Here is a 13,886-nt window from a genome sequence, read left to right as displayed (position 1 = left end):
TCGTCAGAAGTCCGCCGTCACCTTGAAGGACAGCGAGCGGCCGGGTCTCTGGACGCCAAAGAAGTCATAGGTCTTGGCGTTCGTGAGGTTCAGCACCTCCAGCGTCCCCCCCAGCGTCGGTGAGCCCTCCCTGACATAGGAGAGGCCCAGCGAATGGGTGAGCTGCGCGTCGATCTGCTGCTTGTACTCGCGCAGCCCCTGGCTCTCCCATCCTCGGAAGAAGCCGTGCACGTACCGCGAGGTGAAGCCGAGGGAGGCGAAGTCACCCGGCAGCAGGAGCGCGCGGCGCTGCACCCGGGCGGAGAAGTTCGCGAAGAGCCAGGGACGGTTCGGGATGCGGTCTCCGTCGAAGGCCGCGAAGGCCCCCTGCCCGCCCGCATTGCGGAAGTCCTGCCACGTCCCGTTGGCATCCACCGCCACCCAGTCACCGGGCGACGTCCATCCCGCGGAAGCCTCGACGCCCAGCGAGCGCGCCGCGTACACGTTCTGGTAGCTCAGGGTGGTGTCGTTCCCCAGCAACACGATGAGCTGGTCGGCGAGTCGCGCGAAGCCTCCGACGCTGCCCCGGAAGCTTCCTACTCCGGTGCGCCAGTCATCCAGGGTGAGCTCCAGATTCGCGTTGTGGCTCACCTCGGGCCGCAACCCCAGGTTCGAGAGCACCAGCACCCCATCGCCAAACAGCTCGTCCGGGCCGGGAAGGCGCGTGGCGTATTCATACGAGAGCTTGGCCAGCAGCCCATGCGGGAGGAACCACCGCAGGCTGTCGCCCACCCCCAGACGCTCGCTGGCCTGGTCGTGCTCGCGGAAGACGCTCCCCGGGAGCACCTCCTCCGAGGCCGAGCGCATGGCGTAGCCCTTCACGAAGGCCACGTTCTTGAGCACCCCGTCACCCAGGATGAGCTCGTGCTCCAGCCCACCCACCAGCGTGAGCAGGTCCCGCTGCGCGCTGAGGGGGTCGCGCTGGTCCGTGCCCTGCTTGAGCCGGTCCTCTCCCTGGCGCGTCACGAAGGTGGGGGCCAGCGAGAGCCGCAGTTGCTGGGCCGGGGAGACCGCGTAGCCGGCATGCAGGCGCGCCAGGACGCTGTGCTGCCAGAGCACCTGGTCCGCCGGCGTGACGCCCAGCTCTCCCGGCTGGCGCCGCTCCACGCCCTTGTTGCCGTACCAGTCGTAGACGGACATCGCCATGTCCCGGAAGTCCGTGTCGCGCCGGCTGTAGCCCCCCACGCCGTCCAGCCGCAGCTTCCCCGCGAGCAGCCCGCCCTGGGACCACGTCGCCAGCGCTCCGTAGCTCGACTCGGCGGAGCGCGCCTCGCCGTACGGCACCGTCATCACCACGTTGTTCTGCAGCTCCTTCCGGGCGCGCGTGCCGAACACGCGCAGGGAGAGGCGCTCCGCGAAGGGCCGCTCGACGACGCCGACCTCCAGCCCGCCACCGGCCGCGGTGAACCCGTCATGGAAGCGCGGCACGCGAGCCGCCTGGAGCCGTCCCCTCTCATCGGCGACCTCCACGTCCACTTTGTAGTCGTTGCGCGCCAGGTCCCCGAAGACATGGCCCTTCACGAAGAGGCCGCTGGTGCCCGCCGTGTACTGTCCCGACGCGGTACCGCGGTACGTGCCGAAGGACCCCGCCTGCAGCGAGACGGAGGCCCCGCTCGGCTCGTCGCCGTCCGAGGAGACCAGGTTGACCGCGCCGCCCAGCGCGTCCGCCCCGAAGCGCACGGGCACCACGCCCCGATAGACTTCCACGCGCTCGAGCAGGTTGACGGGCACATTCGCGAGCCCCAGCCCGAAGCCCGCCAGCTCCAGCGGAACCCCGTCCAGGAAGAAGCGAACCTGCTCGCCGGAGAAGCCATTGAGCGAGAACCGGCTGGCGGAGCCGAGCCCGCCGGTCCGCTGCACGCTGACGCCGCTGTTGCGGCTGAGCACCTCACCCAGGTCCGCGGACTGCTGACGGGCCTCCTCCAGCTCCACCACCCGGACCGCCTCCGCCGAGAGGGCGCGCTCCTCGCCCTTGCTCAACTGACGGCCCGTCACCTCGATGGTGGTCTCCAGATTGAGGCTCTCGTCGAGCACCGCGTCCAGCTCCGTGCGCTCACCCGCCGCCACCTGGATGCGATAGGCCTTCGCCTCACAGCCGGGGACATAGGCATGCAGCTCGTAGGAACCGGGGGCCAGCCCCTTCACCTCGAAGCGCCGCTGCGCATCGAGTCGCGGCGTTTGGGACTTTCCATCCGGCGCGAGCAGCAGGACCTCGGCCTGGCCCAGGTCCCCGCCCTCGCACGCGGACAGCCGCCCCGCGAGCACTCCCACCGTCGCGCGAGCCTCCGGGGCGGGCGCTGGCACCGCCGCGTCCTGCGCCACCGCGGGAGAGGCCACGGTCAGCGCCAGCAGTCCCACGGCTCGAAAGGCGCCCCCCAGGCGCGACAAGGAGCGGACCCAGGAGGTGGAGCCCTTGGCCCCGACCGGAAGTTCAACGAGGAAGCGCATGGTGCCTTGCATGAAACGCGAGAAGAGTCCGCGCGCCGCGAACGACGAGAGAGCGCTGGAGCAGACCGCCCGCGACCGCCACGAGGGACGTGTACGCAGGGGATGAAAGACAGTCACGACCCCTCATGCGCCGGAATCGACAGCGGCGCCTGGGCGGACCTGGGGTCGCGAGGGGCGATGCGCCCGATGGCCCAGGCCGACACCAGGAACATGGCGCCCAGGAGGGCCAGCCCCACGTCCGCGTAGAACATGTAGGGCGAGCCCGTGGGGTCGAACACCCGTCGGGCATTGCGCCAGGCGTCCAGCCAGGGCAGCAGGAGCAGGATGCCGCCGGAGACGGCCAGGAGTTGCTGGGCCCACGCCCTGGCGCGTGGGTACGCGAGCGCCCCCAGCACGCAGGCGCACCAGCTCCCGAAGAAGATGACGTGCTCCCAGTGGGGCCGGCGAGGCAAGGTGTCCGGAAGCAACTGGTTGGCGAGGAACGCGGCGGCGAGCGCGAACGCGGCGCCTCCACAGCCGCCCGCCGTGAAGCGCGCGAGGAGGATGTCCACCCGGCGCATCCCACGGGCTCGCCGCTCCAGCCACACGAGATTGCCCGTCACGACGCACAGCGCGCTGAAGATGCCCAAGAGCGCGTAGGCGAGCCTCAACCCCATTCCCGCGTAGAGCCCGGAGTGGAGCACATACGCCGCCTCGAGCAGCCGGGCCGTGGCACCGGGCCCTCCCGCCTGGCGCACGTGCAACAGCTCCCCCGTCCGGGACACGCGAACGGTGGTGAACTCGTGGAGCCCCTGGCGGGCATGGCCCCGGACATCGACATACCCCGAGGCATCCCCCAGGTTGCGCATGGAGAAGCGGTAGTGCCGGGCGTCCGGAAGCGCGGCGCGCGCCTGTGCCAGGACCGTGGCCACCCGGGGCGCCTCGGAGACCTGCCCGGAGGACTTGGGGCCTCGCGGATAGCCGATGCTCGCCAGTCCCGCATCCAGATTGCCGTCGAAGGCCGTGCGCACCATCACCGGCTGGAGGACCGCGGCGTTCAGACAGATGATGGCCGCCGTCCAGGCGATGACCGCCTGATAGGGCAGGCCCACGCTGCCGAGCACCTTGTGCAAATCGCCCCACGTGGTGCGCAGCGCCTCGCGCGGGCGGAAACGCACGAGCTCCTTGCGGAAGCGGCCCACCTGGATGACGAGCCCCGTGCCCACCACCAGCAGCAGCACGATGGCCACCAGGCCGGCAATCAACATGCCGCCCGGAAGCGGATAGAGGAAGTGCGCCAGGAACAGGAAGTAGCTCAGGTCGCTGCGCTCCGGGGCCTGCTCGCCGGAGCGCGGGTCCACCCACACCGCGGTCTGCGCGCCGCCCCCACCCTTCCACTCGAGCCGAATCCAGGGCGAATGGGGCGCGGGCAGGTCCACATCCAGTTGGGGGGGCAGGTCCTTGCCCACACGCGCGTCCAGCCATTGCTGCAACGTGGCCAGCGCCTGGGCCTCGTCCGCGACCGCGGGCGCCCTCAAGCGCGGCTCCTGCCAGGGCATCAGCTCGTGACGGAACAGCGAGACGACGCCGAGCAGGAACATCCCCACCAGCAGGACCGAGGACGTCGCACCCGCCCACGCATGCGCCTCCCAGAGGACGCGGTACGTCCCGGACTTGAGCCTCATGTGAGCGCTCTCCAGAGGACGAGCAGCGCCGCCGCGCTCGTCACCCCGACGCCGGTCCACGCACGGGCCGCCGACCGGGCCAGGAGGGCCGCGCACGGGGCGGCCGCCATCAACGGGATGACGACGATGCAGGCGACCAGGTAGCGCACGTCCGACGAGGCGGGAACCACCGCGGGCAGGGCGAGGCAGACGAGCAGCGCCGCCAACGGGGCCCCCAACGCGGCGGCCAGCCCCCAGCTCACACCCAGGTGGCGCCGCGCCCCGGCACTCACGACATGCGCTCCAGCACGCCCATCAGCAGGCCCACCGGGAGCAGCAGCGCCATGGCCCAGACAGGCCTGCGAACCAGCGGGGAGAGGACGGCCAGCAAGGTGCCCGACGCCATGATGTACGCCATGGCCGAGCCCAGGGCGGCCCCCGGAGTGACGGCCCCCCACAGGGCCGCGGCGAGCCCCCCGAGGATGAGCGCCAGGCCCCCTCCCTTCAGACACCCGAGCGCGCGCGGGGAGTCCGGCCATCGCCCCGTGTGGCGACACCACCATGCGCCATAGAGGCACATCACCCCGAGCCAGAGCAGCGTGGGAGCCAGCATGTCCATACACGAGACCTCGTGCCCTTCGAGGCCGCGCGCGCGGGCGAGCACCCGCGCGGCGGACCCCTCAGCGGATTTGAGCGACGTCCAGCACGAAGCCCGGGAAGGACACGCTGGGCTTGGGGGCGCCGGATGACAGGTCCATCAGCGTGGAGGTGGAGTAGTCCGCCGCGCTCTGGCTGACGAGGAAGCTGGAGCCGGTCGTGAGCGTGAAGCCGCTGTAGGCTCCGGGCTCCGCCTGGACGCGCGAGGGGTCGCGGAGCGTCGCGAAGGGCACCTGCCACCAGCTCCAGCCCTTGCTGTACCACTCGCTGTAGGTGGTGCCCGGCGCCGTCGGAGTGATGGTGGTGTCCGCGACCTGGAGCCAGGCGGTGCCCGACTCCGTCACCGCGATGATGGAGCCCACCTTGTTCGGTCCGAGCGCGGCGGCCGCGCTGCCGACGAAGTCCGTGTCGAAGGCCCGCCGCCCCGGGGAGATGCGCAGGAAGCAATCCTGCTGACCGGCTTCCGCGGTGCCCTTGACCGCGTAGCCCAGACCATTGATGACGCCGCTGAAGAAGTAGAGCGTGTCACCCTGTCGGGCCGTCTTCGAGAGGTCGCGGCAGCGCGCGTCCTCGGTCCAGCTCAGCGCATCCGTCGCCGTGTCGATGCGAACGAGCACCGTGCCGGGAAGGACCGAGTCGTACGTCGACGTGGACCAGCCCACCGAGAAGAACGCCTCGCCCTCGCGGCTGGCCCACTGGCTCAGCCCGGTGACGTAGCCCTGCTTGATGAACTCCCGCGGAAGCGACAGCGTCCGCTCGATGGCCATCTCCGTCGGGTTCCAGACGATGATCTGCCCCTGGGCGTCGTCCTTGTAATACGCCTTCGTGGCGCTCACGAAGTGCACGGCCTGGGCGCCCAGCCGGCTCACGCCGAGGTTCTGGAACGAGAGACTGGCGCCCGCCACCAGCGTGCCATCGCGCACCTCGTAGCGGGTGATGGTGGGAGACTCGCCGGAGCCGATGGCGAAGAAGCCCACGCCCCGCGCCGCGAACAGACGCGGACGGCCCGGCAACTCCAGCGAGCGCGCGTAGTCCAGCGTCCTGGCTTCGGACAGGGAGTCGACCAGGCTGAAGTAGTTCATCCGGCTGCCGTTCGTCTCCACGGCGGAATGCACCAGGTACAGCGAGCCCTCCTCATTCCCATCCGGGCCGGGGGGAGCAGGAGTCTTTTCATCTCCGCAGGAGACCAGGAGCAGGGCGGCGCACGCCACGAGCCCCCACGAGAAGCTGCCCTTACCAAGCCTCAGTGCTCCGCGGCGCATCGCTCTCTCCTCGAACGGGACCGGCTTCTCGGCGCTGTCCGTCAGCGCGGCGGCGTCCCGTCGATTTTCGGCCTGAAATTGACATTCAGTATCAAAATCAGCGTAGGACCGATGGAGTAGCCCGCCCTCCCGGCAGGTGTCAAGCCACGAGGGGCGGTGGGTTCATGGGTTGACCGTGACGGTCACCCTCGCGGTGCTCGTGCAGGCCCCATCACTGGCCGTGCACTCGAGCGTCGCCGTCCCGGTGAAGTCCGCCTCCGGGGTGAAGATGACGGTGCCGCCCACGAGCGGCACCGAGCCATGCCCTACGCGGCCCCGGTGGGACGCCCCTGTTCGTGGCCATCAAAGGCCTGGTGACGGAGGGAGGGGGCCTGATGACCCATGGCGCGGCGCTCGCACGGGAGGACGGCTTGCCGACCGTCGTGGGCGTGGTGAATGCCACACCGGGGGAGTTGCATGGACAAGAACCGGCTGGAAGCGTTCAGCGACGGCGTCATCGCCATCATCATCACCATCATGGTGCTGGAGCTCAAGGTGCCGCACGGCACCGAGCTCGCCGACCTGCGCCCATTGATTCCCGTCTTCCTCAGCTATGTGCTCAGCTTCATCTACGTCGGCATCTACTGGCACAACCACCACCATCTCCTGCACACCATCGACCATGTCACCGGCGGCGTGCTGTGGGCGAATCTGCACTTGTTGTTCTGGCTGTCACTCATCCCCTTCACCACCGGGTGGATGGGTGAAAACCATTTCTCGTCCGTGCCGCTGGCGCTCTACGGCTTCGTGCTGCTGATGTGCGCCTTCGCCTGGTGGATATTGCAGACCTGCATGGTGAGGACGCAGGGCAGGACGTCAGCACTGGCGCAGGCGGTCGGCCGCGACTTCAAGGGCAAGATTTCGCCGGTGTTCTACCTGGTCGGCATCGTCAGCGCCTTCTTCAATGAGTACTTCTCCGAGGCGGTCTATGTGCTGGCGGCGCTGATGTGGCTGGTACCGGATCGGCGCTTCGAGAAAGCCACGCATGAAGGTTAGAGCATCCCACTGCGCCCCTGCTCGCCATTTACACACCCATGGGAACGCGCTGGTCGGGTTGAGCCCGCTTGAGAACAATCGTTGTCATTGACGGGAAACGAGCAGTTGCCGCTGAAGATGTGGTCGCTAAATCAGCGTCCAACTGCAGGGGGCCCGAATGCGACGACCACCGGTTTCGCGGAAGTGTCTTTACGTTCTGCTGGGTAGCATCTTCACCCTGGGCGCCGCATGTGGCCCGCCTTCGAGCGACGAAGCGGACCTGACCAGGAGCGAGCCGCTCCCGGAAGCAACCGCGTCAAGCACAGCCGGACTGCTGCTTCTGCCACCGCTGGACACTTCCTATCAGACGGTGCTGTATGACGATGCCGTCACGCCGGGTTGGAATACCGGCTACAGCTGGGGCAACGTCACCCTCGCTTCGACGACGAGCACGAAGGCCTACGGCACCTCGTCGATGCAGGTCACCTCCGGCGCGGATAGCGCCCTGGCGTTGGGCGCTGAGGGCCAATCGTTCTCGACCAATACGTACAAGGCCGTGAGCTTCGCCATCCGTCCGGGCAACGCGAACCTCGCGGCCATCAAGAGCCTGAGGCTCATCGTGAGCCAGGAGGGCGAAGATGGAAACGCGGGCGTCGCCATTGGCAACTCCGCCAACCCGACCTTCGACTCCCTGGGGGCGGGTGACTGGACTCGAGTCACCATCCCGATGAGCGCGCTCAAGGGCTCGCTGACGACCTTCAACAAGCTCACGCTCCAGAGCGCCTCCGCGGTGGCCTACGGGGTCGATGGAATCGCGCTGGAGAAGCCCCCGGGTAAGACCTATCCCACCGGCGTGGCCTATCGCGGAATCAACCGCGCGGGGATGGAGTACGGCAACGACTGGGACGGTTGGACAGGACAGACGTATTACGAGATGCCGTCATCGACCCGGATCTCCGCGGAGCTCGCCTACTACAAGGGCAGGGGCTTCAACCTGATTCGTCTGCCCATCTCCTGGGAGCGCATCCAGCACACGCTCAATGGCCCGCTGGATACGGACTATTCGAACGGCATGATGAACTACATCAACCTGGCGACAGCCCAGGGCTTCACCCTGGTACTCGACCTGCACAACTACAACCGCTATGCGACGGGCGCGTTCAATGCCGCGGGAAACCAGACCACGAACTACGTCCAACGCGTCATCGGAGACGGGACGTTGACCGTGGCCCATCTCGCCGACGTCTGGACGAAGCTCGCGAATCTGGTGAAGACGAACCCCCAGGTCATCCTGAACCTCATGAACGAGCCGCATGACCTCCCGATGACTTCGACCACCTGGTTCTCCGGCATCCAGACGGTGATGAACGCCGTGCGCGCGACGGGCTCGACCCAGTTGATCCTGGTCCCCAACACGCGCGGGTCGGACGTGGGGCACTGGCACACCTGGGCTCCGGGCGGAGGTCCGCTCGACTCAGTCGCGGCCCTGTCCATCACGGACAGCGCCAACAACCATGCCTTCGACATGCATTCGTATTACCCGGAAGGCTACGGCAGCAACGATGAGTCGTCCTACGGCGCGCAGCTCACGGCCGTCACCCACTGGGCGAGGACCCACGGCAAGAAGCTGTTCTTGTCCGAGATGGGTATCGGAATCCACCAGTCCTACGCGCAACCCCAGATAACGAACGCGCTCACGTTCATGAACAACAACAGCGACGTGTGGATCGGCTGGTCTCCGTGGGACCTGACCACCTGGCAGCTCACCACCAACAATCATACGGCGGACTACACGACCAACGGGCTCACGCCGATGAACTGGTACGCCGCCTTCCTGACCGCGAACTTCCTCGCGTTGTGAGTGAGCGACGGGGAGACGGCGGCGAGCCGAATCCCGAGGAAAATCGCGGGTCAAGGAGGGCCTGACCCGGGGTCGGGTCGTCTCGCCGGGAGGGCCGCGGTCGATTTCATGCAACGGTGTCGCCCGGCCTGTCTCCTCCCGTCAGGAGGGGGGTGCTCATGCGCCCCCCATGACTCCTCGGGAGGACGACATGAAGGCGACGGCGGCGTACCTGGTGCTTCTCTCCATGCTGGTGGTGGGCTGTGGTGGCTCGAGCGACGACGATGGGGGCGATGGGGGCGGGGACACCCAGTCGTTCCCGGAGACCCTTGAGTGTGGCAACACCCGTTGCAAGCGCGCCACGCAATACTGCGCGACCGTCGTCACCGCGGACACGACCCATCTGTGTCTGAACAAGAAGGAGAGCTGCAAGGGCTGCGAGTGCGTGGACCTGGAGACGGACCTCACCCTCCAGACCGGGCGCCAGGACTGCACCCCGACCGCCCGGCTGGATGTGTATTTCTCCTGCGCCTATTACGATGACGTGGACTACATCAAGACCTCCTGCACCGTCCGCGCTCGATAAGCGCACCAGGTGTCCCCGCCCGAGGAGCCGCGGGGACACCCCACCGCGGCTCAGTTCTCGTAGACCTCTACCTCGTTGATGCGCACGTACCCTGGCTGCGCAACGGACCCGAGGTGGCCAAGAATCCTCAGCTTCGAGGTGGTGATGGCCGTGGAGGTATGGGTGGTCCGCGCCAACGTGTTGTTGCGGACGACGTGGAGGGTCTCCCAGGCGCCCCCGCTCCAGATCTGGATGCTGAACTCCTGAGGGGCGCCATTGTCGCTCATATAGAGCTCGATGCGCCGGAAGGTGCGCGGGCCACCAAAGTCCAGCTCCACCCACTGCGGGAGCCCGACGCCCCAGGCATTCGTCCAGCTCGTGTCGCCGCCAATCACAGTACTGGGATTCCCGTCGTTGACCCGGGACGGGGCATAGCAGCCGCTCGGGCAATATGACGAAGACGCCGAGGTGCTCGCCGCGAGCGCCAGATTCTCATGGGTGTTGTAGAGCTCTATCTCGTTCACGCGGACATACCCTGGCTGCTTGGCGGAACCCAACCGACCCAGCAGCCGCACGCGGCTGGTGACGACAGGCGCGAAGGAGTGGCTTCTCTGCACCTGCGTATTGCCCGTGACGTTGGCCACCGTCACCCAGGCGGAGCCATTCCAGGCTTCGAGCAGATAGGACTGCGGGACACCGTCACTGCTGCCGACAACGACGGCCTGGTTGATGACGTGAGGCCTGCCGAGCTCCACCTGAACCCACTGGGGGAGCGGCGCGCCATTGGCATTGGTCCAGCTATGGAAGCCGTTGAGCGTGCTGTCCAGCGAGCCGTCGTTGATCCGATTGGGTGAATAGCAATGCTCGCCAGCGCTGGTGCAATAGGTGGATGACGCCGAGCTGTTCCCCATCAGCGCCAGGTTCCCACTCCCGGGCCCATAGAGCGCCCGGACGCCAATCCGGTCGCGCTGCGTGAGGTGCAGATCGACCGCATTGGTGCCCACGCACGGCGGATAGTGCATCACCGAGTCCGAGTCATAGGGCGTGAGCGTCCGCCAGTTGCTGTCCTCGTAGCAGAGGCCACTGTCAGGGCGCGTGTACTCATGCCGCAAGCCCAACGTGTGTCCCAGTTCATGGCGCAGGATACCCGCCAACGTATAGGGCGGGATGCTCCCGAAGGCGCTGACGTCGATGAGGATGTTGCGGCTCGCGCGGACATCGTCAGGGAAGAAGGCGCGCGCCAGATAGCTCTGGCCCACGACAGGGTTGACATCAAAGACCACATTGGGATTGCTCGCGTTGCAGACCCCATCCTCGTCCGGGACATGGATGAAGTTGACGTCGGCCGCGCTCTCCCAGGCATTCGCCGCGCGCGCCATGGCCTCCACGGCCCTGGCATGAAAAGAACCGAAGCTGCTGCTCACGCAGTACCGGAGGTCGAGCTTCTGGGTGCTGCTCCAGGTCGCATCCACCCCCCCCACGTTGTGGACGATGAGGGCGCCGGGTTTCGAGAGGCCGTCGTAGTACTCCCGCAGCTCCTCGAGGTCCGACATCGGCATGTCGCCATCGACGATGTAGATGCCCGTGTCCGGCTCGCGATACGTGCTCCGCTCGAACGCCTCGAAGCCGAGCCGGTGGGCGCCGACAGGCCCTTCGTCCAAGGCCTCTGGAGCCACTCCGGCGCCGCATCCCGCCGACGCCAGGAGGGTCATGAGCCGCAAGGCCTTCGAGCCCCAGACACTTCGCTTCGACTCCATCCTCTTCATTCGCATGAGTTCCACTCGACCCCTTGGACAGGCATGATGCGCTCCTCTGGACGAGCGCCTGGTGATTCCCAGACCGGAAATGACTCCCACGGCGACCCAGAAATCGATGGCATGCTGCTCCGAGGCCCTTGGGGCCAGGAAGAAGCTCGCGGACCGTACGCGAGCCTGTTGGGGGCGGGCATCACCCATAGGGGTGAGGCCCTTGATGCCAGACGTGGAGGAAGGACATGCGCATGAAGAACCCGCCGGATTCCATGCAGGGGGAGCAGGTGCTCTTGGAAGTGATGACAGCGCTGACCAGCTCGCTCGACTTGAAGGAAGTCTTCTCGGAGTCCTACGGGATTCTGTCACGTGTGCTGGCCGCGGACTTCGGAGGGCTTTGCGTGTCCAGGCCAGGGACGCCCGGTCAATACGACTGGCCAATGGTCCGCGACATGCCCCAGGCCTTCTTTGACCGCTACCCGGAGATTTCAGACGAGTGCTTCGTGAGCTTCGCGGTGATGCAGCGGCCCAACACCGTGCTGCGAGACACCGAGATGCTGTCGCGTCAGGAGATGTGGAACAGCGCCATGTATTCGCTCTGCCTGGAGATGGACATGCGCGTGGAGCGCGTGATGTCCGTGCTGCTGGACATGGGCCTTGGCTGGCACAGCGGCTTCACCCTGTACCGGGAGAACCGGAAGGCCTTCTCGGAGCAGGAGCAGGCCTTTCTCCAGCGCCTGACACCCATCCTGGCGAGGACGGTTCGCAACTGCCTCATGCTGGGAGACCTGGTCCGTCAGGGAGACCTCTTGGAGCAGCTCTTCCGTCACACAGGACTCGAGAGCATCGTGCTGAGCCCTCCCACCACCGAGCTGATGCGCACCCCTCGCTCCACGGCGCTGCTCCATCGCTGGTTCCCCGATGCGCCCTGTGGCCGTTTCGGCCTGCCCCTGGTGCTCCTGGATGCGCTGGAGTGGCTCAGTCGCTCCGGACAGCGGATGCTCGCCGGCCAGGACGTCCTGACGTTCCGGCGGCCGGGGCGAAGCTTGAAGGTGACCTTCCTCCGGTTGCCAGCCCATCCCGGGAGAACGCCCTGGGCGCTGTTGTTCCAGGAGGTGTTTCATGGGGCTCAGGTTCCCGCCGAGTGGCGCAAGCGGCTCACCCCCCGCGAGCTGGACGTGGTGGAGCGCGTCTTGAATGGTTGGGACAACCAGACCATTGCTGAAGACATGGGCAGCTCGTTGAACACATTGAAGACGCACCTGAAGCGGGTCTTCGTCAAGCTGGCCGTGCCCAGCCGGTCCAAGCTGATCCTCCTCGCTCAAGAACGGAGCGCCGAGGTCGCGGGATGAGCCGCGGGCCGCCCTCGTGGGCCACCCCATGCGAGGTCGGAGACTCGAATCACCACCGCCGGCGAATGGTCGCCTTGGCGCCGGTCACCAGGCTCGCGGCGGGCACGTCGTCGACGACGACCGCCCCGGCAGCCACCACCGCGTCGCGCCCGATGCGGACCCCGGGCATGATGGTCGCGCCCGCGCCGATCCACACGTTCTCCGCCACGTCGATGGGCGCGCCCGTGAGGTACAGCCGCCGCTCGCCCGGGTCGACCGGATGGCTGACGGTGATGAACGTGGCCTTGGGGCCAATCATCACCCCTTCGCCCAACCGGATGCCGGCGTAGTCGAGGAACGTGCAGCCCTGATTGATGAACACCCGCTCGGCCAGGTCCAGATGGAGGCCGTGGTCCGTGTAGAAGGGCGGATAAATCGTGGCCCGCCTCGGGAGCGGTCTGCCCAGGATCTGCTCGAACAGCGCCGCCTTGCCGACCTCGTCCTCGAAAGGCAGGAGGTTGAGGCGCGACGTCAGCCCGGTGACTTGCAGCACCCGCCTGCTCATCGCCGCGAACTCGGAGCTGAAGACCCGCTCCCCGCTCGCGACGGACTCCGGGCTGTGGATGCGCATGAGACGCTCAAGAGGCATTCGACGAGCCTCGCTCCCGCTCCGCGCTCACGTCCAGCGGTGTCTCCCCACGCTCCTCGTTCACAGCTGGATGCCGGTGAGTGCGAGGCGCAGCACCCGGCGCGCGGTGAGCGGGTCGTCTTCGTTGGCGACGGCAATCGCATTCGCCAGCCGCATCAGGTCCTCCGTGGTGGCGCCGGCCTGAATCGCGCCCGCCGATGAGGCCTTCTCCACCAGGGCGCTCAACACGTCGCGCACCATGTCCGTGCAGCAGATGTCCTCGGCGGAGAGCCCCTCCGGCCCCGTCAGCAGCGCGGCGGCGAGCCCGCGATGGGTGGAGGTATGGACCGTCAAATCCTCGAGCCAGGTTGCCAGCTCGGCGGCGGGCTTCTCGCCTGGCTGGCGGATTCCCCTCGCGCAGAGCTGTTCGACACCCTCGCGGAAGACCACCTCCAACAGCGCCTGCCGCGACGGGAAGTGCCGGTGCAGCGTCGCGGAGCCCACCCCCGCCTTCCGGGCAATCTCCTCCAGCGACGCCTGCGCGCCATCCCGCGCGACCAGCTCCGTGGCGGCCGCGACAATCCTCTCCCGGTTGCGTCGCCCATCCGCGCGCAATGGCTTCACGTACTCCACGGCACTCCTCTCCTCGGGCACCCTTCCTTGACAAACGGGGGGCCCCTCCGTATTTGACCATGAATCTAAACGGTGGGG

General features: G+C 67.4%; 13 protein-coding genes and 1 pseudogene. 5 read left to right on the top strand and 9 right to left on the bottom strand.

Features of this window, described 5'->3' with window-relative positions; all coding sequences use genetic code 11:
* Positions 1-3 precede the first annotated feature (3 nt).
* From mxcH to HUW62_RS00285, 6 genes are all read right to left on the bottom strand, one after another.
* Entirely contained in the window at positions 4-2,487 is a 2,484-nt protein-coding gene (gene mxcH / locus HUW62_RS00310; RefSeq protein ID WP_217911006.1) for a TonB-dependent siderophore myxochelin receptor MxcH, read from the bottom strand.
* Positions 2,488-2,600: 113 nt separating this feature from the next.
* On the bottom strand, positions 2,601-4,151 hold the full coding sequence (locus tag HUW62_RS00305) for a PepSY domain-containing protein (RefSeq protein WP_163866631.1): 1,551 nt from the start codon (positions 4,149-4,151) through the stop codon (positions 2,601-2,603).
* Complete coding sequence (locus tag HUW62_RS00300; protein WP_368670310.1) at positions 4,148-4,423, bottom strand: hypothetical protein; 276 nt, start codon at positions 4,421-4,423, stop codon at positions 4,148-4,150. Before HUW62_RS00300 ends, HUW62_RS00305 begins: the two co-directional genes overlap by 4 nt.
* The gene (locus HUW62_RS00295; protein ID WP_163866630.1) at positions 4,420-4,749 is read right to left on the bottom strand and encodes a hypothetical protein; all 330 of its coding nucleotides are present in this window, start codon (positions 4,747-4,749) and stop codon (positions 4,420-4,422) included. Before HUW62_RS00295 ends, HUW62_RS00300 begins: the two co-directional genes overlap by 4 nt.
* A gap of 61 nt (positions 4,750-4,810) precedes the next feature.
* The gene (locus HUW62_RS00290; protein ID WP_176433205.1) at positions 4,811-6,049 is read right to left on the bottom strand and encodes an MxcI; all 1,239 of its coding nucleotides are present in this window, start codon (positions 6,047-6,049) and stop codon (positions 4,811-4,813) included.
* 162 nt (positions 6,050-6,211) lie between these two features.
* Entirely contained in the window at positions 6,212-6,343 is a 132-nt protein-coding gene (locus HUW62_RS00285; protein WP_163866628.1) for a cadherin-like domain-containing protein, read from the bottom strand.
* 32 nt (positions 6,344-6,375) lie between these two features.
* Here HUW62_RS00285 and HUW62_RS49585 point away from each other — a divergent pair.
* The 4 genes and pseudogenes from HUW62_RS49585 to HUW62_RS00265 all read left to right on the top strand — a co-directional run.
* Positions 6,376-6,483 (top strand): annotated as a pseudogene (locus HUW62_RS49585) (PEP-utilizing enzyme); the annotation flags it as partial.
* Between the two features lie 22 nt (positions 6,484-6,505).
* Complete coding sequence (locus HUW62_RS00275; RefSeq protein WP_176433204.1) at positions 6,506-7,084, top strand: TMEM175 family protein; 579 nt, start codon at positions 6,506-6,508, stop codon at positions 7,082-7,084.
* Positions 7,085-7,433: 349 nt separating this feature from the next.
* On the top strand, positions 7,434-8,924 hold the full coding sequence (locus HUW62_RS00270) for a glycoside hydrolase family 5 protein (RefSeq protein WP_176433203.1): 1,491 nt from the start codon (positions 7,434-7,436) through the stop codon (positions 8,922-8,924).
* A gap of 190 nt (positions 8,925-9,114) precedes the next feature.
* Positions 9,115-9,489, top strand: a complete 375-nt coding sequence (locus HUW62_RS00265) for a hypothetical protein (protein ID WP_163866593.1) — start codon at positions 9,115-9,117, stop codon at positions 9,487-9,489.
* A 50-nt stretch (positions 9,490-9,539) separates the two neighbouring features.
* Here the strand turns inward: HUW62_RS00265 and HUW62_RS00260 are convergent, their stop codons facing one another.
* Positions 9,540-11,240, bottom strand: a complete 1,701-nt coding sequence (locus HUW62_RS00260; RefSeq protein WP_176433202.1) for a discoidin domain-containing protein — start codon at positions 11,238-11,240, stop codon at positions 9,540-9,542.
* A 221-nt stretch (positions 11,241-11,461) separates the two neighbouring features.
* On the opposite strand from HUW62_RS00260, the gene HUW62_RS00255 reads away from it, so the two are divergent.
* On the top strand, positions 11,462-12,568 hold the full coding sequence (locus tag HUW62_RS00255; protein WP_163866624.1) for a helix-turn-helix transcriptional regulator: 1,107 nt from the start codon (positions 11,462-11,464) through the stop codon (positions 12,566-12,568).
* A 49-nt stretch (positions 12,569-12,617) separates the two neighbouring features.
* Here HUW62_RS00255 and HUW62_RS00250 read toward each other — a convergent pair whose 3' ends face one another.
* Positions 12,618-13,178 carry a DapH/DapD/GlmU-related protein gene (locus HUW62_RS00250; RefSeq protein WP_240356465.1) on the bottom strand — a complete coding sequence of 187 codons (561 nt, stop codon included), beginning with the start codon at positions 13,176-13,178 and terminating at the stop codon, positions 12,618-12,620.
* 78 nt (positions 13,179-13,256) lie between these two features.
* A complete protein-coding gene (locus HUW62_RS00245; protein ID WP_176433201.1) occupies positions 13,257-13,808 on the bottom strand; it encodes a TetR/AcrR family transcriptional regulator in 552 nt (183 codons plus the stop codon).
* Positions 13,809-13,886 lie beyond the last annotated feature (78 nt).

Source organism: Myxococcus sp. AM011 (assembly GCF_013372595.1).
GTDB classification, from domain to species: domain Bacteria; phylum Myxococcota; class Myxococcia; order Myxococcales; family Myxococcaceae; genus Myxococcus; species Myxococcus eversor.
This window is presented reverse-complemented; position numbering and strand designations above follow the sequence as displayed.